General features: G+C 33.4%; 21 protein-coding genes and 1 pseudogene. 7 read left to right on the forward strand and 15 right to left on the reverse strand.

Annotation, left to right across the window (positions count from 1 at the left end):
* Positions 1 to 10 precede the first annotated feature (10 nt).
* The 9 genes from BM098_RS08340 to BM098_RS08370 form a co-directional block, all read right to left on the reverse strand.
* Positions 11 to 667, reverse strand: a complete 657-nt coding sequence (locus BM098_RS08340; RefSeq protein ID WP_089832315.1) for a sugar transferase — start codon at positions 665 to 667, stop codon at positions 11 to 13.
* A 17-nt stretch (positions 668 to 684) separates the two neighbouring features.
* On the reverse strand, positions 685 to 1,809 hold the full coding sequence (locus BM098_RS08345) for a DegT/DnrJ/EryC1/StrS family aminotransferase (RefSeq protein WP_089832317.1): 1,125 nt from the start codon (positions 1,807 to 1,809) through the stop codon (positions 685 to 687).
* A gap of 82 nt (positions 1,810 to 1,891) precedes the next feature.
* Entirely contained in the window at positions 1,892 to 2,380 is a 489-nt protein-coding gene (locus tag BM098_RS08350) for a hypothetical protein (protein ID WP_089832319.1), read from the reverse strand.
* A 277-nt stretch (positions 2,381 to 2,657) separates the two neighbouring features.
* Positions 2,658 to 2,831 carry a hypothetical protein gene (locus tag BM098_RS13455; RefSeq protein WP_159430152.1) on the reverse strand — a complete coding sequence of 58 codons (174 nt, stop codon included), beginning with the start codon at positions 2,829 to 2,831 and terminating at the stop codon, positions 2,658 to 2,660.
* Between the two features lie 75 nt (positions 2,832 to 2,906).
* Entirely contained in the window at positions 2,907 to 3,005 is a 99-nt protein-coding gene (locus BM098_RS13985; RefSeq protein WP_373863179.1) for a pilus assembly FimT family protein, read from the reverse strand.
* A gap of 208 nt (positions 3,006 to 3,213) precedes the next feature.
* Positions 3,214 to 5,055 (reverse strand): polysaccharide biosynthesis protein, encoded by a 1,842-nt coding sequence (locus tag BM098_RS08355; protein WP_089832321.1) that lies wholly within the window; start codon positions 5,053 to 5,055, stop codon positions 3,214 to 3,216.
* A 28-nt stretch (positions 5,056 to 5,083) separates the two neighbouring features.
* Positions 5,084 to 5,854 (reverse strand): tyrosine-protein phosphatase, encoded by a 771-nt coding sequence (locus BM098_RS08360; protein WP_089832324.1) that lies wholly within the window; start codon positions 5,852 to 5,854, stop codon positions 5,084 to 5,086.
* A 625-nt stretch (positions 5,855 to 6,479) separates the two neighbouring features.
* Positions 6,480 to 7,169 (reverse strand): CpsD/CapB family tyrosine-protein kinase, encoded by a 690-nt coding sequence (locus tag BM098_RS08365; RefSeq protein ID WP_089832326.1) that lies wholly within the window; start codon positions 7,167 to 7,169, stop codon positions 6,480 to 6,482.
* Between the two features lie 3 nt (positions 7,170 to 7,172).
* The gene (locus BM098_RS08370; protein ID WP_089832328.1) at positions 7,173 to 7,910 is read right to left on the reverse strand and encodes a YveK family protein; all 738 of its coding nucleotides are present in this window, start codon (positions 7,908 to 7,910) and stop codon (positions 7,173 to 7,175) included.
* A 530-nt stretch (positions 7,911 to 8,440) separates the two neighbouring features.
* On the opposite strand from BM098_RS08370, the gene galU reads away from it, so the two are divergent.
* On the forward strand, positions 8,441 to 9,313 hold the full coding sequence (gene galU, locus BM098_RS08375; RefSeq protein ID WP_089832329.1) for a UTP--glucose-1-phosphate uridylyltransferase GalU: 873 nt from the start codon (positions 8,441 to 8,443) through the stop codon (positions 9,311 to 9,313).
* Positions 9,314 to 9,740: 427 nt separating this feature from the next.
* Here galU and BM098_RS08380 read toward each other — a convergent pair whose 3' ends face one another.
* Positions 9,741 to 10,664 (reverse strand): Wzz/FepE/Etk N-terminal domain-containing protein, encoded by a 924-nt coding sequence (locus tag BM098_RS08380; protein WP_159430153.1) that lies wholly within the window; start codon positions 10,662 to 10,664, stop codon positions 9,741 to 9,743.
* 259 nt (positions 10,665 to 10,923) lie between these two features.
* Between BM098_RS08380 and BM098_RS08385 the strand changes: the two genes are divergently transcribed.
* From BM098_RS08385 to BM098_RS08400, 4 genes and pseudogenes are all read left to right on the forward strand, one after another.
* Positions 10,924 to 11,913, forward strand: coding sequence for an LCP family protein (locus BM098_RS08385; protein ID WP_089832333.1), 990 nt, complete (start codon positions 10,924 to 10,926; stop codon positions 11,911 to 11,913).
* Positions 11,914 to 12,056: 143 nt separating this feature from the next.
* Positions 12,057 to 13,064: an LCP family protein gene (locus BM098_RS08390; protein WP_089832335.1), complete on the forward strand. Its 1,008-nt coding sequence runs from the start codon at positions 12,057 to 12,059 to the stop codon at positions 13,062 to 13,064.
* 280 nt (positions 13,065 to 13,344) lie between these two features.
* Positions 13,345 to 13,587, forward strand: coding sequence for a hypothetical protein (locus BM098_RS08395; RefSeq protein ID WP_089832337.1), 243 nt, complete (start codon positions 13,345 to 13,347; stop codon positions 13,585 to 13,587).
* Positions 13,588 to 13,602: 15 nt separating this feature from the next.
* A pseudogene (locus BM098_RS08400) lies at positions 13,603 to 14,007 on the forward strand (transposase); the annotation flags it as partial.
* A gap of 189 nt (positions 14,008 to 14,196) precedes the next feature.
* Here BM098_RS08400 and BM098_RS08405 read toward each other — a convergent pair.
* From BM098_RS08405 to BM098_RS08415, 3 genes are read right to left on the reverse strand one after another with little or no spacing between them, the layout of a single operon-like run.
* Positions 14,197 to 14,937 carry a WecB/TagA/CpsF family glycosyltransferase gene (locus BM098_RS08405; RefSeq protein ID WP_089832341.1) on the reverse strand — a complete coding sequence of 247 codons (741 nt, stop codon included), beginning with the start codon at positions 14,935 to 14,937 and terminating at the stop codon, positions 14,197 to 14,199.
* Positions 14,934 to 15,737 (reverse strand): teichoic acids export ABC transporter ATP-binding subunit TagH, encoded by an 804-nt coding sequence (tagH, locus tag BM098_RS08410; protein ID WP_089832343.1) that lies wholly within the window; start codon positions 15,735 to 15,737, stop codon positions 14,934 to 14,936. The genes BM098_RS08405 and tagH overlap by 4 nt, the downstream gene beginning before the upstream one ends.
* A 12-nt stretch (positions 15,738 to 15,749) precedes the next feature.
* A complete protein-coding gene (locus BM098_RS08415; RefSeq protein WP_089832345.1) occupies positions 15,750 to 16,574 on the reverse strand; it encodes an ABC transporter permease in 825 nt (274 codons plus the stop codon).
* A 137-nt stretch (positions 16,575 to 16,711) separates the two neighbouring features.
* On the opposite strand from BM098_RS08415, the gene BM098_RS08420 reads away from it, so the two are divergent.
* The gene (locus BM098_RS08420; RefSeq protein WP_089832347.1) at positions 16,712 to 17,920 is read left to right on the forward strand and encodes an O-antigen ligase family protein; all 1,209 of its coding nucleotides are present in this window, start codon (positions 16,712 to 16,714) and stop codon (positions 17,918 to 17,920) included.
* Positions 17,901 to 20,255 carry a CDP-glycerol glycerophosphotransferase family protein gene (locus BM098_RS08425; protein WP_089832349.1) on the forward strand — a complete coding sequence of 785 codons (2,355 nt, stop codon included), beginning with the start codon at positions 17,901 to 17,903 and terminating at the stop codon, positions 20,253 to 20,255. Before BM098_RS08420 ends, BM098_RS08425 begins: the two co-directional genes overlap by 20 nt.
* A 61-nt stretch (positions 20,256 to 20,316) precedes the next feature.
* Here the strand turns inward: BM098_RS08425 and BM098_RS08430 are convergent, their stop codons facing one another.
* Both BM098_RS08430 and BM098_RS08435 read right to left on the reverse strand, forming a co-directional pair.
* The gene (locus BM098_RS08430; protein ID WP_089832351.1) at positions 20,317 to 21,504 is read right to left on the reverse strand and encodes a CDP-glycerol glycerophosphotransferase family protein; all 1,188 of its coding nucleotides are present in this window, start codon (positions 21,502 to 21,504) and stop codon (positions 20,317 to 20,319) included.
* 30 nt (positions 21,505 to 21,534) lie between these two features.
* Positions 21,535 to 23,652, reverse strand: coding sequence for a bifunctional glycosyltransferase/CDP-glycerol:glycerophosphate glycerophosphotransferase (locus tag BM098_RS08435; protein WP_089832352.1), 2,118 nt, complete (start codon positions 23,650 to 23,652; stop codon positions 21,535 to 21,537).
* Positions 23,653 to 23,941 lie beyond the last annotated feature (289 nt).

The following is a 23,941-nucleotide window of genomic DNA, read 5'->3' on the forward strand; positions in this document are numbered from 1 at the left end:
TCTAAATGTCTTAATTCTCAACCTTAGTTCCCCTAAACGGCTCCATCGTAACCGATGTATCTGAACTAATACCTTCTTTAACAAAAACCTTTTTTATAGTAAGAAAAATAATCTTCCAATCACCAATGAAGCTAACATTATCAACATACTCAACATCAAGATTGAACTTATCTTCCCAGCTGATCGCATTACGCCCATTGACTTGAGCACGTCCTGAAAGACCAGGTCTCACTTCATGTCTTCTCATTTGATGGTCATTGTAAAGTTTCAAGTATTGAATCAGTAATGGCCTTGGCCCTATAATGCTCATATCACCCTTGAGAATATTGAATAGCTCCGGAAGTTCATCTATTGATGTTGATCTTAGCATCCTACCAAACTTAGTAAGCCTAACTGAGTCTGGAAGCAGCTCACCATTCTCGTCCTTCTCATCTGTCATTGTTCTGAACTTATACATGGTGAAGATCTTCTCATTAAGCCCAGGTCTTTTCTGCTTAAACAGTACTTGGCTACCTAGCTTAAACCTAACAAGAACCGCAACGATTATAAGTACAGGACTTAAAACGATAATTGCCATCAAAGACAAAATGAAGTCCATTGGTCGTTTGAGAAATCTTCTGTATATGCCTTTGTTCATTTTATCTTCTTCTTTAACTTCACGCTGCATCTATTAGCACCTACTTCTTATTTAGACCATAGTCCCTTTATAATTGAACAAATTCTCTCAAGATCCTCATCCGTCATCTTAGTATCAGATGGCAAACACACGCCATTCTCAAACAGCATCTCACTTACATCTCCACCTACATAATCATACTCAGCAAAGAACGGCTGCAAATGCATTGGCTTCCATACAGGCCTTGATTCAATGTTCTCAGCTTCTAATGCTTCCATAACATCTAAAGGTCTAACTTTCCCTTTCAATGTCATAACGCTTAACCAATAGTTAGGCTCATTCCATTCATTGATCGGCATAAACTTGACGCCCTCTAATTGACCAAGTTCTCTCATATAAAACTCAAAAATATATTTCTTCTCCGCCACTCTCTGGTCTAAAACTTTAAGCTGGCCTCTACCAATTCCAGCAACGACATTACTCATACGGTAATTGAACCCTAATTCGCTATGCTGGTAGTGCCTTGCTGCATCTCTTGATTGAGTGGACCAAAACCTAACTTTCTTTATCTTCTCTTCATCATCAGAAACAAGCATTCCGCCACCAGAAGTAGTGATAATCTTATTTCCATTAAACGAGAACACTCCAAACTCACCGAAGGTTCCAGTATGTCTTCCTTTATAATAAGCACCTAGTGACTCTGCAGCGTCTTCAATGACTGTCACATCATACTTATTACAAATCTCCATGACCTTATCCATATCAGCTGAAAGACCATACAAGTGCACAACTAAAACAGCCTTCACCTTATCACCATACTTCTCGAAGGCTGCCTCTAATGCTTTTGGATCCATATTCCAAGTTTCATAATCACTATCGATAAAGACAGGAGTTGCGTTCTGATAGATGATCGGATTGGCTGTAGCAGAAAAAGTTAGAGTTGGGCAGAACACGATATCCCCTTCACCAACACCAGCAGCTTTTAGAGCTAGATGAATGGCTCCTGTACCAGAAGTCATAGCTGCAGCATGTTTTGAACCAACTTTCGCTGCAAGTTCTTTCTCAAACTCATTTACATTCGGTCCAAGTGGGGCTACCCAGTTTGTATCGAATGCTTCTTGTACATATTGCATTTCATAGCCTTCATCACTCATGTGTGGTGAAGCGAGCCATATCTTTTTATTCTCAGCCATTTACCGTCATCCTTCCTTATATAAAGTCTATGTATTGAACAGAGGTGCTTTTATGTATTTAGCACCTTCTTGATTTTCAATTTTATATTTTTAAAGACTCAATTAGTTCATTAATTGCAGCGTCTACTTTTATTGAGTACTCTTTGTATTTAGACTGATTTCTAAATTTACTAAATCTATGTGCGATGTCATTCCTTCTATTCCTATATTTCCCTTTTGACTTCAATAGGTCATATAAGTTAGGCAATCTTCCATTTGAGAAGAATTGTTTTATTAACTCTTCGTTGGGAATACTATCTAAATCAACTCTAAATGAGTTGATAATTTTAGGTTGTTTTTTAGAATCTGCGTTTAAGTACTTAATCCACTCATTTAATTTAATCATTAAGTTTTCTTTTCTTTGAAGTTTACCAATCTCTTTAACGGCATCCTCAACAATCTGCCATTTGATTAAATAAGCGAGTTCATAGACTTCTTTTTCTTCATAATTGAAAATCAAACTTTCTTTTTCAGCCACACTAGTTATTAAATCATTATAGATTTCACTTCTATCTTTAAATTCTATTGCCACCTCAAACCTCCATATCTTCTTATATAATTGGTTGAGACAACCTACAATTATTTTTTAAAATGTACATTTTTGATTATCTGTTAGAACTGTTAATTTTACTGGGCTAGCCCCTCTTTGTCCTTTCACCATACTCACCTCGGTCTAATCATCCAATCTTGTATAGAAATGGATTGGAGTCAGTCTTGTAGTAAAGACTAACTCCAGCCTTTGTTACTTATTAATATAGTCAAACAGATTGTTTTGGATTTAGTCGCTTACACTTTATAATCAGTAAACATTAAAGCCAAGGTACAGGATCAATTTCTTCCTCACCTGTACTTGTTGGTTGATGGATTGTACAACGGACATGACCTTCTTCATAAATAAACGTATGGTCATTTGGGTTGTAATCTATCTGTTCAGATAGAAAGTTTTCAAACAGCGTACCCGTGTGATCTAATCCTTCTAACATCAAGAAATGATGATAGTGTTGTTCGACTACTTCTACACTAATATCACAACTTTCGCGATTGGATTGTTCAATGACTTAAGTGATTGCTGGTACGGCGATGACTAATATGATACAAAGAGTATTCACCGTTGCGATTACTTCTACAAGAGTAAAACCAGCTTCATTTGTTCTCATTGTCGCCATTCCCTTAATTTCAGACTTTTTAATCAATGATTATATGAACATTGAACGTCTGGTAAGCGACTGACCTCTAACAACCTGTTTCACCACGTAACAACGAATCCATCAAACTATATTAATCATTAAGACGCCTAAACTTTTTCTTGATTTATAAAGTCACGTGTATAGACTTTTTATTTTCTTGTTTAAAGGCCTTACTTGTCTAGCCCTGAGTACTTAGTGCTTGATTGATTCTTGCTTGATCGTAATGATAGACAATACCCATGAGTGCTTGTCTTAACTCATCGGGTGTATAATCTTTAAATCTCGCTAATAATTGTAACACACTTTCCATATCAATTTGACCTGTTCTACCAACATAAATCTTGTCATAGACTTCACCAGGTAAGATTTCTTTATCATCAAGCAATTCTTCATACATTTTTTCACCTGGTCTAATACCAGAAAAGTTAATCTTAATCTCATCTTCTGTTAAACCGGATAACTTGATTAAGTTTTTCGCTAAATCAACAATCTTCACCGGTTCACCCATATCAAGGACAAACACTTCCCCACCACTTGCTAGTGTGCTCGCTTGAATCACGAGTCGCGAGGCTTCAGGAATTGTCATAAAGTAACGCGTCATATCAGGGTGAGTGACAGTAACAGGACCGCCTGCTTCAATTTGTTTTTTGAAGAGTGGAATCACTGACCCCCGACTACCAAGCACATTACCAAATCTCACTGCCGCAAACGTCGTTTCACTTTTACGCCCTAAGTCTTCAACCACCATTTCAGCTAAACGCTTCGTTGCGCCCATTACGTTCGTCGGGTTCACTGCTTTATCTGTTGACACTAAAATAAAGGTATCCACATGATAGTGATCAGCCGCTTCAGCGACATTTTTTGTCCCCATCACATTGTTCTTAATCGCTTCATGGGGGTTGTATTCCATTAACGGCACATGCTTATGCGCAGCTGCGTGATAAATAAAGGTTGGTTGATACGTTCTGACAACGTCAAAAATACGGCTTCGGTCTCGGACATCGGCAATAATCGGAACAATTTCAATACCTTGGTCTTTATATAATTGCTTCAGTTCCATATCGATATTATAAATGCTGTATTCACCGTGACCAAGAAGTAACATTTTTTTTGGTTTGAATCTCATTAATTGCCGAGTGATCTCTGAACCAATTGAACCACCAGCCCCGGTGACAAGTACGGTGTGTCCTTCAATATCTTGTCTGATCGCTTGAATATCAAGTTCAACTGATGGCCGGCCTAAGACGTCTTCGACGTCCACATTTCGAAGGGCTTTGATTGTTACCTTACCAGATGCGATGTCTTCTAATTTCGGTAAGATTTGTACTTTTGCTTTTGTTTCATTGCAAAGGGCAATCATCCGTTTTAAATTCCCGTTCGTTTGTGATGGCATCGCAATCACAATATGATCAATACTTTCTTGTTTAACGACCTTTGGAATATCCTCACTCGTCCCAACAACAGATAAGTTATACAGTTCAAGTCTTTGCTTATCTGGGTCATCATCGATAAAACCGACCGGACAAAGTTCCGAGTGCTGTGCTTCATTCTTTAACTGCCGCGCAATCATCGCACCAGCTGAACCAGCCCCGACAATAAGCGCGCGCTTTTTATCGGTCTGATCAACAATAAACCGATCACGATACACCCGCCAAGCAAACCGGGAACCACCGATAAATAATATATGTAATAACCACGTGACAACAAGAGCACGACGATAGGTAGAAAAATTGTTAACAAAAAATTGTACAACACCTGTCGTGAGAATAGATAGACTAACAGCTTTTACAATCGCAACGAGTTCACCAATACTCGCATATGCCCATACCTTATGATACAACTTAAACATAAAAGCAAATAGGTGGTGCGACAATAATAAAGTGAGAGCTGATATAAGTAAAGTATTCATGCTGAAGATCTCCATCGATGGATAAACAATCCACGAGGCAATGTAGACAGCTGATGCGACGATAATTGAATCTAATAAAATTAATAAAAGCATCCGCTTTCGGTAACTCATGGGACCCCTTCTTTCTGTTGGTGTTTACTCATTTAAACCAACCAAATAGACCTTTTGATTTTAGCCGCGTCGGTTCATATGAATGAATGCGTTCACCATTTAAAATATCATATGCATTCTCAGAGAGCTGTTTGACATACGCTGTATCCATGCGTTTTCTTACACTCTGATAAGCGTCCTGTAAGTCAAACGCTCGGTGTTCAATATGATGCGCATCACTCGCAATCACATGCGCTAGGTTGTGTTCTATAAGTGACTCACTAAAATGACGCACCTTTTTACCTAATTTCCCTGTAAGGTTTGAGGCAGTCACTTGAGAGAGCCCACCATTTTTTACAAATTCATATAAAATATCTGAATTTTCTAAGATGACTTGATTTCGTTCCGGGTGCGCGATAATGGGTATGTATCCTTGTGTAGATAAATTATAAATCAAGTGATCGGTATATCGCGGTATTTCATGAGAGGGTAGTTCGATAAGCACATAAACACCTGTCTCATTGAGTGACAACAATTCTGTTTCATCAAACGTATGTCCCATATGTTCAAAAATACGAATTTCTTGACCAGGATGCACCTTCAACGGAATATGCTCTTCTCGTAATCGGTTATTAAGTTGACGAACAGATTCAAGCACCGTTTGACGATCATTCTCATACCGTGTTGTTTTATGATGCGGGGTTGCGATTACCGCATGAATACCTTGATCCACCGCTTGCCTTGCCATTCTTACACTCTCTTCCATATGTTTAGCACCATCATCTAGATCCGGTAATATGTGACAATGTATATCAATCATAATCGTTCTCCTTTATTTTTCGCACTCATTGAAAAAGTATAGCATGTTTTACCACCAATTGGAACCTTTTAAGTGACATTTTTCTGTATTTTCCCCAATGAACACATTACCATAGGACCATAAGAAGATATAAAAGCGTTTATTTTATAACTTCACTACTTATTTAATCATGCTGATGTTACAATAAGTTCATTTTTCTACAAATAACTTTACTTTTAGTCTGCTATTTTCTTAAATTCTAAATATAACATAATACTCTTATCCAAGGTTTATTTGATTCAACGGATGTTAGAGAGAATATTATCACACATGGCTGTATTCTAATTATGCGAGAATTTACCACCAACTGTTCGAGAAGAAATATCCACCTGACTATATTACATATTTTCAGCGAGTCATCGAGTCGTTCAATCAATCGCATACATGTTGAGACGTACCACCTATATTTCATTGACCTTTCCCTTTAATCTTTCCCATTTAAATAAAAGTATGTAAAAAAGAGGCACACATCATAAAAATTATGCACCTCTTGTATTTTACTGATAAGTCTATGTCTTTGTTAAACACACCTTGTTTACCGGTAACAACTATAGTCGTTCAATTATTCAGGAACTGCAACTTACTATTAGTGTCCGTAATAATAGTAATGGCCTTTCGGCATTTCTTTATCGTTCAATACGACACCAAGTAATTTTGATTTTGCTGGTAAAAGCAATTCTTTTGCTTTTAAAGCCGCTTCTTTATCCGTTACTTTACTACGAACAACGAGCAGTGATCCATCAACAATATTAGCGAGAATCTGCGCATCAGTTACTGCAAGGACAGGAGGTGTATCAAAAATAATTAAGTCGTAAATTTCTTTTGCTTCTTCAATTAACTTGACCATCGCTTTAGAGCCGAGTAGTTCAGACGGGTTTGGCGGAATCGGTCCAGATGGTAACACATGGAGTGTAGATTCTTCTGTTTTTGATACGGCATCAAGCAGTGAAAAGTCACCGACTAGAACGCTGCTTAAGCCACGACGATTATCAGCACGGAACGTATAATGCACCGTTGGTTTACGTAAATCCGCATCTATTAAGAGTACACGTTTTTCTTGTTGGGCGAAGACAACCGCAAGGTTGGCAACCGTAGATGATTTACCTTCCGATGGACCTGATGATGTGACTAGCATGGTTCTTAAATCACCATCCACTGCAGAAAACTGTAAGTTCGTTCGAATCGTCCGAAACTGCTCAGAAATAGGAGAACGTGGATTGTTTCTCGTGATTAAATGTCTAAACATTTGTTTTGCTTGTTTTTCTCGTCTTGCCATATATTACGCCCCTCTTTCTTTACTTGCACGGTGATGCTTTGATGCCGTTTGTTGAATGGCCGCTTCTGACATGTGTGAGACCGTTCCAATCACTGGTAGGTCTAAATAGTTTTCAATATCTTCTTCTGTTTTCACTGACGTATCTAAGTATTCAAGTAAGAATGTCACACCAACTGAAAGCATAGCACCTAATATAAAAGCAATCGCAATGTTCATTGTTAAGTTAGGGCTCACTGGTGAAGGGTTCATACCAGCATCTGCTCTGTTTAAAACACTCACATTATCTACATTCATCAGTTCATAAATTTCTTCTTGGAATACATCAACCGTCGTATTCGCAATATCTTCTGCAAGCAGTGGATTAGCATCTTTTACCGTCACAGTCACAACCTGTGATTCATTCTCATTTGAGACCGAAATCTTACTACCTAGTTGTGAGGCGGTGAGTTCTAAATCAAGCTCATCTGCGACCTCTTCTAATATACGGCTACTTTTGATAATCACATTGTATGTATTGATCAGTTTAATGTTTGTTTGAATATCACTTTGTTGAATTGTATTGGTTTGGTCCGTCTGTTGTTGATTGACAAGGAATTGCGTACTTACTTGATATTCTTTATTGACAAAGAAAACAGTAAACACACCGCTTATTACAGCGAGTAACAAAGATGTCGCAATAATCATACCTAGTCTTTTTTTAATAACCGTGGTCATTTCTTTTAAGGAAATCGATTCTTCCATATGAGATGGGCCTCCTGAAGTTTGTAGTTAGGCGCATATATGAAATACGTCAAAATATGCACAAAGTAGATTATAGCACAATCCAAAATAAATTACAGCCTAATTGTAATTTTTTTGAAAGTGAATTCTCTTACCATATGATACATTGGTCTTAGCTGCGGTTTGATTGGATTATATATAGTTTTTCAATGAACGAAAAACACTCATGTACATACCTTTTATTTATACCTAACTTAATTTCACTCAAAGGTTAACATTTAATGCTCGTTATTTTGTCTTCAACACTAAATACAATTGTTGAACTATAACAGACTTTCACATATTGAATCAATCCACTTATGACCGATTGTTATATTATTAGTCCTCTCTATCTAACTTGTCTTTCGAAACATATGTACTTTATGTTATCTAGGACTATCCCTGAGGTAAATTATACAATGTTGAGTAAATGATATAGTTTTTCACATGGAAAAGTGTTACTATTTTAGTAAGACGTAATTATAAACACGGATATAATGGAGGTTCATAGTATGAAAAAAGTAAAAAAAGCGATTATTCCAGCTGCCGGGTTAGGGACACGCTTCCTGCCAGCAACTAAAGCAATGCCAAAAGAAATGTTACCAATTGTTGATAAACCAACGATTCAGTACATCATTGAAGAGGCTGTTGCTTCTGGTATTGAAGATATTATTATAGTGACAGGAAAAGGTAAGCGAGCTATTGAGGATCATTTTGATTTCGCGCCTGAACTTGAAGCTAATTTAAAAGAAAAAGACAAACTAGAATTATTGAAGAAAGTTGAACAATCAACAAAACTCGCAGATATTCACTACATAAGACAGAAAGAACCGAAAGGTTTAGGCCATGCTGTTTGGTGTGCGCGTAAATTTATTGGCGATGAGCCATTTGCAGTACTCTTAGGTGATGATATTGTCCAAAGTGATATCCCTTGTCTTAAACAACTCATCAAGCAATACGAAAAAACTGAATCATCAATTATTGGTGTTCAACAGGTCGATGATAGCGTTACGCATCGTTATGGAATTGTTGACCCTGGGAAACAAGATGATAGTCTGTATGAGGTTAATAATTTTGTAGAAAAACCCTCACCAGGAACGGCCCCTTCTAACTTAGCTATTTTAGGTCGTTATATCTTCAATCCTGAAATTTTCCGCTTCTTAGAACGTCAAGAAGTTGGAGCAGGTGGTGAGATTCAATTAACAGATGCGATTCAAATGTTGAATGAAATTCAAAAAGTATACGCTTATGACTTTGAAGGTAAACGTTATGACGTTGGAGAGAAATTCGGTTTTGTTCAAACGACATTAGAGTTTGCAATGCAAAACAAAGAAATTGGTAACGATGTAAAACAGCTTATTAAAAATCTTGCAAAAGAACTATAGTTGCTCTCAAAGTTACTTTTCTTAGCAGGTTGGCAAACGGAATAATACTTTGACTTAAACAGGTTTAGTTCTTAAAAGATAGACCTAAACCTGTTTAATGTTTTTAATATCTTCCACGATTTTTAGGTGAGCGTATCTAACTAGGTTATTACATTAAGGCTATTTTAACTTGTGGGATTAATTTATAAAACAAAAAGCAAATTTCAAAATAACCCACCGTACAGATTTCAATCCCTCTTTACAGTATTGATCCTGAATAAGATAATCAGTTTAGTATCAACATTTCAAGTTCTACATTAATACTCAAACTACTACAAAAGAATAAATAAAAAACATGTCTTAGCCACTTAAAAGCAGCCAAAACATGCGTAATATCAGGTTTAACTTATAGATTAATAATAAAATTACATGATTTTATCGATAACACTTAAGCCTCATCATTCCAATAATTCTTGAATAACACCACAAAAACCCCAATCATTAGTCCCAATACAAGGCCAATAGCAATGTTCAATAATTTATTCGGAGAAATCGGGTCTATTGTCGCTCTTGGTGCCGTAACGGTATTCACTTTCACATCAATGATGCTCATATCCTTTACACTATTCACTTCGTCTAATTTACCACTGTAAAAGTTATAAAGCTCAGTGTGCTTGTCAATTTTATCAAGTGCTTTGTTATATTCAGCTTGTAACGTTTTATCTAATAGTCGGAATTCTTCTAAATAAGCTTCACTTACATCTAACAAATACTGATTACCAGATGTGTTCTCATTAACTAACATTAAAGTTGGTAGCTTCTCATGTGCATTTAAATTGTTAAAGGCAGCAACGGCTTGATCAATATTTTTTTCTTCTTCAAGCATTTGTCTCTCATATTCATCAATTAGTAGATCAAACCGATTACTCAACGCCTTTCCTAATTGAACTTTGGTCTGTAAGACAAGTTCTGACAGAACCGATTCGATTTCAGTTTGATCAGATGACGTGAATTTAATTTCTAGATGCTCCTCCCCCTCATTAAGACGAGACATCTCAATTTGATTAGTTAAACTGTTATATGTACGATCAATTGATAACTTCTCAATAACAGGTACAACACTTTCTGGTGACGTCAACACATTTTCAAAATTTTGAATGGTTGTTAATTCATCAATCAATGGTTGAACATTCTGTGGCGCTGTCGATACTTTGTTGAAACCAATAATTGTTCTACCTTCATATACCGGATCAACAAGGAAGTAGCTATACCCCGCAGCAATCAAAACAGCCATGGCTGTAATAATGCCTATTAAGACTTTCCCTTTTATTATTGCTTGAAGTAATTCCTTTAAACTGATTTCTTCTTCCATAATATCCTCCATAGTCTACAAATTATTTAATTATTCATACATACAACGAAATATTAACACAACACTTCTAAAAATATCTAATTTAGATTAATTAGTCAACCCTGTTTAGGGAATTAAATGTGAACTTTATCTTTTCAATAGTTTCAATCTTAGATTAAATCCAACACCTTTTATCAAAAAACTATTTTACTAATTTTAGTTTTATTAGTATGATATGAGTATCGACCTAGAAAACTATTTTAAAATGAGGAGATTCAAAATGACACACGAAAAATTAACTCGCAGAAAATATAAGAAACATAAGCAAAAAAAGAAGAAAATTCTTCGTACCACTATTATTATTTTAGTAGCCTTGTTAATTATGATTGGCGTTTACTTAACAAATATATATTTTAATGCTAAGAATGCTGTTGATGAAGCGTTTGATTCAGCAGGACGCGATAAGTCTGAGCTTCGTGATATAACTGTTGACCCTGAAAAAGATCATGTATCAATCTTATTCATCGGTGTTGATAATGGTGGAGGAAGAGATACAAGTAGTAACGGATTATCAGATGCCTTAATTTTAACAACATTTAATAAGAATGATCACAGTATTAAAATGTTAAGCATCCCTAGGGATAGTTACGTATACGTTCCTTTAAGAGATACTCATACAAAAATCAATCACGCTCATTCATACGGGGGGCCAAAAGCTTCAATTGAAACAATTGAGAATTTATTCGATATTCCGATTGATTACTTTGTTTCCATCAACTTTGATGCTTTTATCGATATCGTTGATGAATTGAATGGCATAAACGTAGAAGTCCCTTATGAACTTTATGAAATGGATTCAAATGATAATAAAGATGCGATTCACTTATTGCCAGGTAAACAAAACTTAAATGGAGAAGAAGCGTTAGCTCTTGCTCGAACACGTAAACTTGACAACGATATCGAACGGGGAAAACGTCAACAAATGATTATCAGTGCTATCTTAAAACGTTCTATTTCCGTCAATGCTGTTTTAAACGCGAATGATTTAATTAGTGTTGTTGGCGACAATATGAAAACAAACATGTCGTTTGATGAAATCAAAAGTTTTGCTCCATATGCATTAAATAAAGACTTAGCAATCGATCATTTAGAAATAAAAGGTTCTGACATGGTTACCGATGCTTACTATTATAAACTTGATGAAACACATCTCACTGACATTAAACAAATATTACAATCCCATTTAGAGTGGGAACCAAAAGAGAATTAATATTCACCTCTAAAGTTACACTTCGGTGTAACTTTTTTTAACGTCTGACATTGTGTTAAGAATTTGTAAATTTTAAGTGGTGCTGAGTCACAAAATCATGTATAATTAAGAATTGTAAAACTAACAAAAGAAGGGGCTATTTTATGCATCAAAATAATGAGTATTCACGGTTAAAAAAAAGAAAACAAAAAAAACGTAGATTAATAATATATATAGCTATTCCCATCCTCATCTTTATCGGACTTGGCGCTACTTATGTAGGGGCCGTTTTAAACAAAGCCGAAAACGTTGTGTCATCTTCATACGAAGATGATGGAAGAGAACAAGGTTCTGAATTACGTGAGGAAATTCCCGATCCAACTAAAGATAATATCTCTATTCTGTTCGTTGGTATTGATCAGGGTGGTGCAAGACAAGATCCAAATACAAAAGGTTTGTCTGATGCGCTTATTCTTGCGACCTTTAATAAGCAAGATCATAGTGTTAAAATGCTCAGTATCCCTAGAGACTCCTATGTATATGTTCCAAGTGAGGATACCTTTACCAAAATCACCCATGCTCATGCCTATGATGGTGTAAAAGGTTCCATTGACACGATTGAACATTTACTTGATATTCCCATTGATTACTACGTTAGACTAAATTTTGATGCGTTTATTGATGTTATCGATGCCTTAAATGGCGTTAAAGTAGATGTCCCTTATGAAGTTTATGAAATGGATTCAAATGATGTTGAAGGCGCGATTCATCTTGTTCCTGGCGAACAATTATTGTCAGGCGAAGAAGCACTTGCCTTCGCTAGAACAAGAAGAAAAGATAGTGATTTAGAACGAGTAAAAAGACAGCAACAATTAATGAGCGCGATTCTAGACCGAGCTATTTCGATGAACGCCGTTGTTAATATTACTACACTATTTGACGCTGTTGGAGATAATATGACCACTAACTTAAATTGGAATGAAATTAAAAGTCTATCTAGTTATGCCTTATCAGGTGACTTAACCATTGAAAACCTCAGTTTGGAAGGTTATGATAAATGGGAGGATGCTTATTACTTTGGTCTAGATGAAGAGCATTTGGAAGAAGTTAAAGACACATTAAGAACCCATCTTGATTTAGATGTTAGCAGTAGCATAAATGACACTTATTAAATTAGTATTAAGAATAAAATAGCCGTGGACTTTGGTTCTTTGTCAAACATACTAAGATTAGTAGTTCTTTGTCAAATAGGGTTGGTGAGAAGTTTTAACCAATAATTTCAAGCTTATATTTCACATGTTTCGGCTCTTTTTATGCAGCTGTAACATGTGTTTTATTTTGTGTTTTTTTCTTCTGTAGATCAACTGTAAGCGCCAATAGAACGAGTATATACCTTACGTGCCATCCTCCATTTACAATAAAGTTAACTTTATTGAAATGGAGGATAATTTTATGACCAATAAACAAGATATTGTACCCGTCACTTTAAAGAGTGAATCGCAGAACCAAATGTTATACAACCACAAACGTAAGCTCGGTCGTAGTATCAAAGAGCGCGATCCTGCTGTGTTAACGAGAGAAGCATTCGGACACTGGGAATTAGATTTAGTCATCGGTAAAAAGACCAAAGGCGAATCCGTTATTCTGACGTTACTTGAAAGACAAACACGACACTATGTTACCAAGAAGCTGTAGGACAAATCACCAGAGTATATCCGAGAAGCTATGCTTAAGATTATCGAAGAGCACGGGCCTCAGAATTTCAAAACCATTACGACAGATAACGGATCAGAGCTTCGGGCGCTAAGTAAATCAGAAGATACATATGAACATCTTGGCGTGTACTACGCACATGACTACGCTTCTTGGGGAAAAGCACCAAACGAACGCCATGATGATATACTTCGTGAGTTTATACCAAAAGGTCTACCTCTTCGAGATTTGACTTACAAACACTTAAAGCAGTACACAGATGCGTTAAACATGAAGCCAAGACGGACGCTAGGGTATGATTGCCCTCAAGAACTATATGAACAAAAGCGTCAAGAGCACGCCGCAAGGCGGTGGCTAGTACGGCACAAAAATCAAGTATCCGCATCGATTAAAACACTATAAGTATAGATTTTTGAATATATTGGCATATCTTTTTTAAAAAAGTTTATGCATTTGACTTTACAATTCAGGTAGTATTTTGGAACTAATCAACGCCACATAATATTTTTGTTACAACTCTAAGTGAAATAACGGTAATTTGCATATGTCTAAAATCCACATATAAACAAGTTTTCAAAAAAGCGATTGTTATTAATTCTTAGGCACCTTCTGGAATTTTTGCCGAAAAATCAAGAAGATGAATTTAAAATTACTTGATAAACGCCTAAGTCTAGTTGGTTGCTTTATTACACGATATAGCCACTCTAAATTGAGTTTAATCCATAAATTAGGTGCTCGTTTTACTTTTCCAGCTAAAACATCAAAACTTCCACCCACACCTATAAAAACACCTTTGTTTACTTTTGATTTGTGAATCCTTATCCAATCTTCTTGTTTAGGCACACCTAATCCAACAAATATTAGATCCGGTTTTTTAGTGCGTAGTTCTTGTGAAATTAAACCTTCATCAATATCGTCATATCCATTGTGATAACCCACAACAGATATGTTGTTAAAACGATTACTCAACTTATTAATCATTTCTTGAATCACTATGTTAGATCCGCCAAAAAAATAACAACTTAATTGATTTCTATTCGCATATTCCAACAAATCTTGCATGAGATCAAAACCAGCAATTCGTTCTGGTATATCTCCTCCCAACATTCTTGCTCCCTTAACTACACCTATACCATCTGCTATAATAAAATCAGCCGTGCTAATGGATTGAGAATATTGTTCATTATCATAAGTCTTTACAATAACTTCTGGGTTGGCAGTCACAATATGCGTTAACTGCTGATATTTCAATCGGGGGTAGATGATTTTTTCAAGAAATGATGCTTTTGTCACGCTCAATATATTTATATTTAATATATTTACTATCTTCATTGCTTACCAACTTTGACATTTTGTTTTTTTAAAACACTTCTCTTATATGCATTTTTTTGTTTTTTAGTCATCTTCTTATAATCTTTAATAAAATCTTCATATTGAGGTATGACATCATCAACATCGCCGTATGTCTTTACTTGACCAAATTCTAACCAAAGTACTTTGTTACAGAAGTTTTTGATTTGGTTAATAGAGTGACTAACAAAAATCATCGTTTTCCCTTGTGCCTTGAATTCCTTCATTTTTTCAATGCTTTTTTCAGCAAATGCTTTATCTCCAACAGATAAAGCTTCATCTATTATAAGAATATCTGGATCAATTGTAACCGATATAGCAAAGCCAAGCCTAGACTTCATTCCACTCGAGTATGATTTTACAGGTTGATCTATAAAATCCTCTAATTCTGCAAATTCAATAATACCTTGTTGCATTTCTTTTATTTCTTTCATTGAAAAACCTAACATCAAACATTTTAATTCGATATTTTGTCGCCCAGTTAAGTCCCCTTTTAACCCTGAGGATACTGCTATAAGTGATGCTTGTCCATTAATTTTTATTTGGCCACTGCTTTCCGGAACAATACCAGCAATGATATTGGATAACGTTGATTTACCAGAGCCATTAATGCCAATAAATCCAATTATATCTCCTTTATTCGCCTTAAAATTAACGTGGTGTAAAGCCCAAAAATCTTTTCCATAGCTTTTGGGTAGAATTAAGTCTTTAAATCGCTCACTTCTATTTTGATATAGTTTATATTTTTTTGATAAATCTCTGATTTCTATAGATATCGTCATATAATCCCTTCTTTATACAAAATCAATAAAATGCCGTCTGAATCTGAGATGAAGCATCGATCCAAATGCAAAGAGTAAGATGGTTATTCCCCAAAAATACATCGTATATTTCGGATCGCTTATAATATGCCATCCAATACCAAAAAAGCTATACCGAAAACCTTCAATTAAATAAAACAATGGATTTAACTTCATAATTAAGCTAATAGTCTCATTAGCAATCGTCTCAACATTCCAAAGTATTGGAGAAACATAGAGACCCATTCGTAATATTGATTGTAAAAACATTTGAATATCACGAATTATCGTCGATAGCGTTGACATAACGAAAGCAAGTGAAAATGTAAAGGCAAATAACGCCACTAAATAATATGGAAATTGCAAATAATAAATATTAACATAATACCCTGATATATTCATAATTACTATGAGGATGAAAAACATCCCTAAAAAAACAAAGTAGCGACTTAAAACAACGTAATTAGGTATAATACTCATTGGAAAATTCATTTTTGCCAACATTTTTATTCTAGTATAAATCGCTTTTGACCCTTGAATAATGGATTGATAAAAGAATAACCATACAATCATACCAATAATCATCCAATAGATGAAAGGGACTGACAAATCTTCAGTCAGTTGTATATCTTCTCGCTGGCGAATCCCATAACCAAATACAAACCAATAAATTGCAATTTGAAAAATCGGATTTATAAGCTCCCATGCCATACCTAGATAATTATCGTTGTTCTTGCTTTTTAATTCATATACAGACAAACGACGAATTAAATAAAAATATTTGAATTGTTCTTTTAATACTTTAATAACAGTTGTCATAAAATTTCCTTTCTTTAGCTCGTAAATACTTATTGAATTATACTAGTTATTTGATGAAAAAACAATTATGATATTCATTTTAACTTGTTTATAGTGTACAATTTAAATTAAATATAGCTTTTTAGGAGTGTTTAATAATGAACGATACTTTTTCGCTAACATTTAAAAACCAAGTGGTTTTTCTCACTTTACTTTTTCTAAGTATTTTTGAATTGACAGAAAATACCTTAAGAGTCACAGGAAACAATATGCTAACGTTATTACTCTATTTAAGCTTAAGTGTATTGATTTTAGCCTCAACTAAAAATTACCGCTTCCTACTTACACATCGTGATCTTATTATAATAATAAGTATGTATTTTTTAACAATCTTTACGAGTAGTTTCATCAATAATGATTTTAATATTGAGCTTATTTTAAAACTTCTCGGAAGCTTCACTTTTATTGTTATATCCATAAAAACTGATTGGCATAATAAGAGTATTATTTTTATAGCTTATATCATTAGTTTATCTATCCTATTCCTATTTTGGGATTGGACCTTTGATATTTCTAATAGCCCTTTTAGAAATTTTGCTAGTGGTTTTAGAAATCCAAATGGTCTTGCTATTCTCTTGTTTTGTGGTACATACTTTTTAACTTTAGCTACCTATCATGTTAGTAATATAATATTAAAATCCTATTTTATAGTTTCTTTACTTATTTCTTTCTTTTTGATTACTGAAACAGGTGCAAGGTCTATCCTTCTCTCTTTAATACTTGTTGTGTTAATCATACTTATTCATAAATATCGAAATTCCTTCATATATTACATTATCTTTATAGCCCTAGCATTCAACTTCCTTTTCATATTTATGTATATTAAGTTACCGAATACTGCCATTGGAGACGGATTGAATAAAATTTCTATTTCAGTGTTTTCTAAAGGTTTTTTTAGTGGTAGAGAACGCATCTGGAGTGCAGTGTGGGATCATTCAATGACATCTCCACTTTTCGGACATGGTATAAGTTCAAAAGCAGGACATATCGATGGAATTACTACATCCACTCATAATCAATATTTACAGATTTTCATGGAGTCTGGTATCATTGGACTGACCATTTTTCTAATCTTCCTTTATTTTATATGGATACTATTATTAAAGAATATGCATACATTTGAAGGTGTTTTATCGGTTGGATTTTTTATAGCAACCATTATATATTCTAATTTTGAATTAACACTTTTTCAGAATAACTTTCACATTGGAATGATCCAATGGTTAATAATAACTCTTGGTATTTCAAGTCAATATAAAACTTATTCATCAAAAGGAGTGAATGTAAATGACATGCCTATTAAATAACTATGAACTCAATGGTGAATCTGTTTTAATCACTTTTACAAAAGAATGCGACATAGAAAAACACTCCCATATTTTAATAAAAAAAAGAAAAAGCAATATAGAACACATGTTCCAAATTCAGTCTGATAAATTTAAAGGCGCTTTTATTGATTGTAGAATATTTAATACTGGCATCTGGGACATTTATCTGCTCTCTACTTCTAACGAAACATCAAGACTCCAAATCTCAAAAGATGTATATTCTGATAATGCTATTATTTATTATTCAGACGAAAAAAGTTACAATATCAACCTTTATCAAACTAAAAATGGAAATGCATCTATAAAGGTTACCCCTTTTGCTTTACCTGTTGATTTGCATAAAGTTAAAAGATATCACGACAATATAACGTTATCCCTTAGATTACATTCAAAAAATATAATTGAAAAATATGATGAAAATTCATCATCCATTGTACTCGAACCTATGCATATGATAAATAACAAGATTGAAGTCCCAGCTAACATAGAGAAATTAAATGAATATTACTTAGTACATTTTACTTTAACAAATAAAATGAAAGAAAATTTGTTAAATATATACTTAGGTAAGTGGAAAATTGATTTTCAATTTTCTATTAATCAATCTTATCGAAAAGTAAAGCTGGAAATCATTGATGATTCATTACCAGATAAAACAAATGACTTACTAGAATTCGAAGAACTAATTGAAAGCTGTTTTTACAGAACAAAAGGGAATTTTCTAGGATTTGAATATAAAAAGGTTACACAAGTAAGAAATATTGAATCTTTTGAATTTGTAGAAGATAAGATAATTATAGTTGGCCAAAGTGGTTTAAACATTATACAAAAAAAAATAGATTTAAAAACATCTTTTTTACTGCGTGATAGATATACCGGTGATATACTTGAACTTATAGATCACATTAACATAACAGAAAACAGCTTTAATTCTTTTAAAATCACTATTCATTTATCAAAACTATATTATAAAATTCAAAACGCATTCAACATTTTTGATATATTTGTCCAAGTACATTATAAATCATATACTTTTCAAAAAAAATTACGGTTTAATAAGTTTACTTATTATAAAGACTATTATGAGAAAAATAAATTTTTTAAAAACAAAAATAATGTGATGCTATTTTCTCAAGCAATCAGTCCATTTGGTAACATTAAATTATTAGTATACAAGCTTTCTAAAAAAAATGCATTCAAATTAAAATACAATAAGCAAATTTCAAAGACTTTTTTTAAGAACAAGAATGTGTGGTTAATTGGAGAACGATTTGATACTGCTCAAGATAATGGTTATCACTTTTTTAAATATTGTAGAGAGAATCATCCTGATCTACCTATTTACTATGTGATAGACACTTCTTCAAATGACTTTGAAAGAGTAAAACATTTAGGTAACGTAGTCGATTACGGTAGCAATCAACATTTTAACCTATTGTTGAAAACAAAAGTTTTTATTGGAACTCATGATTTTGAAAACATTTTACCTATACCTGGACAGTTTCTTACTTCTTTTCAACAAGGCATACGGATTTTTCTACAACACGGAGTCCTTGGTCGTAAAATTGTAGAGTATAATAAACAATTTTATAAGTATCCTTTTCACATGTTCTGTGTAAGTTCAATTAAAGAAAAAGAGCTTGTAACTTCAGTATTTGAATACGACGATGATGATGTTAAAATCACTGGATTATCTCGCTTTGATGCACTCAATAATACTACGACCAAAAAGTCAATTTTACTCATGCCTACTTGGCGTGAGTGGTTAACAGATGAAAAAACTTTTATTGAATCAGAGTATTATAAAAGGTATCATGCTTTAATAAACCATCCGGAGTTGCAAACATTGCTTGAAGAAAATAATGTTCATTTGGAGTTTTATCCTCACTATCGTATGCAGCCATATATACAACATTTTAAAGATAACAATTTAAAAAATATTAGTGTTATTCAACTAGGAGAGGCGACTGTTCAAGAACTGATTCAAAGAAATCATTTGATGATTACTGACTATTCATCAGTATCATTTGATTTTACTTATTTAAATAAACCTGTTCTTTACTATCATTTTGACTTTGACACTTTCTTCAGAAATGGTATCTTAAGAGATAAAAATGAAACATTTTTGGGTGAAATCAGTTCTACTGAAGATGAATTACTAAACCAAATATCAGATTTAATAAATCGCGGTTTTGTGGATAAGAGTAATTTTAGTGATAGACGAACATCGCTTTTTTATTATAATGATCGTTTAAATAATAAAAGAATCTATAATGAAATACAATCAATTCTTTTGAAAAATATACCAAAATAACCGATAATATAAAACCTCCCGGATTAAACGAATTAGATGATTAATCCGGGAGGTTGATATTTTAAATGTCAGAAAGTATTACTTGTTCAACGACACACTTTGCTGCAGTCCCATTATCAATGGCATTAAAGCGTTCTTTGTATTCTTGTGAAAAATTAACTTTCTCATTAAAATCTATTAACTTTATTAAATTCAAAACTTCTTCAGTTGTTCTACATATAGGAAAAGGAAGTTCTTCAATATCAAGATAAAAACCTCTCAATTTATGCTGGTACTTTTCTAAATCATACGCATATAGGAGAATTGGTCTTTCTAACAAAGAATAATCAAAAAATACGGAAGAGTAATCTGTAATCAACATATCCGAAACAAGATATAAATCTCTTATATCTTCATACTCTGAAACATTAATAGCAAATCCCTCAAATATATTCAAATCTAACTTCTCAGAGATAAGATAATGTGCTCTAATTAAAATTATAAAATCATCTTTCAAATAAGATTTTAATAATGTTAGTTCGAGCTTTAAATTAAACTTATAGTGCCCCACGTTAATAAATTCGTCATCCCTCCAGGTTGGAGCATACATAATTATTTTCTTATTAGAATCAATTCCTAAACGATGTTTTAGTATTTTTATATAATCATAATTGTTGTTATTAATCAAATAATCATTTCTTGGATAGCCACACTCCAAAATTTCCCCATCATAATTAAATGCTCTTCGAAACTGCTCAGTTGAAAATACGTTTTGAGAGATTAGATAATCCCACTTACTAGAGTCTTGTAAAAAACCTTTTTTATAATTCTCGGTGTTAGTGCCAGGCATTTTTACATCATCAATATCCACACCAAGTTTTTTTAAAGGCGTACCATGCCATGTTTGCACATATGATATTTTAGCAACCTTTGGTATCCAAAGCGGTAAACGGGTATTTGTGACCCAGTACTTCGATGTCGCCATATGATAAACCCACATAGGAGATAACCGTTTTACCGATGTAAAACGGTTATCTTTTAACAACCGCGATGCTCGCCTGTCAATTGCCCATATCAATTTAAGATTTGGTACATTAATCCCTTGTAAATACTCATAAATTGCTCGTGGATTATCACTAAACTGTTTACCATGAAAACTTTCAAAGATGATCTTATTTTGTTGAGGCAGTAGTAGAAACAACTTAAACAATATAAAGTATAGAAAAGAAATCGCTTTGCGAACGGTTTTTCTTAATTGTTTTTTTATCAATTTTCCCTTCTCCCTCTCCTATTCCTCAAATCAGTTAAACACTTCTTTTATAGTTTTTTCTGCTGCATGTCCATCATCCCACGAACAGAACTTTCTATAAAATTCATTATATTTTTTATTGAACTTTTTAGAAATATCATCAATGCTGTGAATACTTCTTACTATACCATCCGTATTATATAGTAATGGTCCTGGTAAATCTGTTTCCATGTTTATATAAAAACCTCTTAATTTATCACGATAATTCTCTAAATCATAAGTAAAGAATAGAATTGGACGTCTCAAATTAGCATAATCAAAAAACACTGAAGAGTAGTCTGTGATCAATAAATCTGAGATTAGGTAAAGCTCAGAAATGTCATCATATTTAGAGAAATCAAATGCAAAATCTTTATACTCACTTAAATCTAATTGATTTGCAATAAAATAGTGCATCCGTAAGACAACAACATACTCTTCTGATAATTCTTTTCTTACTTTATTCAAATCAAGTTCGAGATTAAATTTATATTTGCCCGCTTCATAAAATTGATCATCTCTCCAAGTGGGTGCATATAAAATTACCTTTTTATCCAAAGGTAATTGCATTTTTCGCTTCAATTTATTAATTTCATCTTCGTTATTTTTTTTATACAAAACGTCATTTCTAGGATATCCAATTTCCAACATTTTTTTATCGAACATAAATGCTCTCCTGAAAATGTCTGACGAATATTGATTAGGTGAAATAAGATAATCCCATCTCCTTGACTGAATATAAAAATCTCGTTTATAATGCGGATTGGCTGAGTGAACATCTCTCATATCAAATACAAGGTTCTTAAGCGGAGTTCCATGCCATGTTTGAAGGTAAATATTCCCTTCTCTCTTATCAAACCGTTTAGGAATCCTTGAGTTACTCACCCAATACTTAGCTTTAGCTAGGTAATAATAGTATCTTAAGCTAAAACGTTTGACTTGTTTAGCATTTCCAGAAATCTCTTTTCCTACTTCGTTAAAAATCCAAACATATTTATAATCCGCCTCACAATTTAATAACTCTTCGTATATATACTTTGGAGAATCAGAGTAATTTTTCCCCAGAAAACTTTCAAACAAAATTAACTTATCGTCCATTTGGATTTTAATAAATACATTACGATATAAGAATGTATATAGATAATGCTTACTTCTACCAGCTCGTTTAATATCCCTTAATGTATTATGCGCATTCATTATTTTAGTGTATTTCAGGTAATTATTCTGTAATATAGGCTTAAATTCACGCTTTAATATAATGGATTTATTTTGTAATGCCTTCTCTTCAAAGCAATTAGAAATCTTAACAAGTAACTCAAAAATTTCTTCTGATTGATTCTGTTTCTTCAAATAAGTTACAATTGATTTTCTATAATAATTTAAAAATTGATGATCTAAATATTTTTTAACCTTTAATTTGCTACTATAACGATCTTTTAAGACACTCATCATCGTTAAGTATGATTGCAGCTTGCTAAGCATGTCTTCTTGCATTAATGATGGGTGGTTCAGAGGATCGTTTCTCAAACGTTTGTAGTAAATCGAACTGCTAACGTATACTATTTCTGATGTTTGTTCAATTACTCTCGCAATATAAGATAAATCTGAAAAATGTCTTGCATCAACGACTAGTTTATCTATCTCATCAATCAATATCTCTTTCTGAATTAATGCATGTAAGATTGAGCGCTTTTTGAATAATTTAGTTCGTTTTTTTCTGTATATTTTCGGTTCATCATTACCTATAAATTCCTGTTTTTCATACTTAGTTGCATTAACCATCTTACCAACCGTCACCAAGTTATTTCCTTTAGCATTAATTAATCTTTCAATCGCTCTCTCATCTAAAAAATCATCACTGTCTAAAAAATAAATATAACTTCCTTTTGCCATTTGTAAACCTGTTAATCGGGACTGAGCCACACCTTTATTTCCTTGGGTGGTATAATTCACTATGCGTTTATCTTCCCTAGCTAATGAAGTAATAATATCCAATGTACTATCAGTCGAACCATCATTTATTAAAATCACTTCGATATTTTTATAAGTTTGATTTAATACAGACCGTAAAGATTCCCATAAATAAATTTCGGAATTGTATACGGGCATTATAATTGATACTTGCTCCATTAAAATCACCTCTTTCTCTATATAACTTTAGATGACTCTAGATGTCAAGCGATTATTCTAGTTATATCTCAAGAAGTAATCCAATAAAAGAGATATACCACTTAAAGTTTAATAATTAATAAGACGGGTATTTAATACTATTCTTTCTACATTTACCTGAATCACCTTAACAAACTCATTAAATTCTGAGATAATATCTCGAGTTTGACACTTAATTAAAACAAAAACTCTCTAACCCCTTATTTTTCAGGGGTTTAGAGAGTTTTTTCGCTTTTGAAAAAGTGAGTAC

Source organism: Halolactibacillus halophilus (assembly GCF_900115605.1).
GTDB classification, from domain to species: domain Bacteria; phylum Bacillota; class Bacilli; order Bacillales; family Amphibacillaceae; genus Halolactibacillus; species Halolactibacillus halophilus.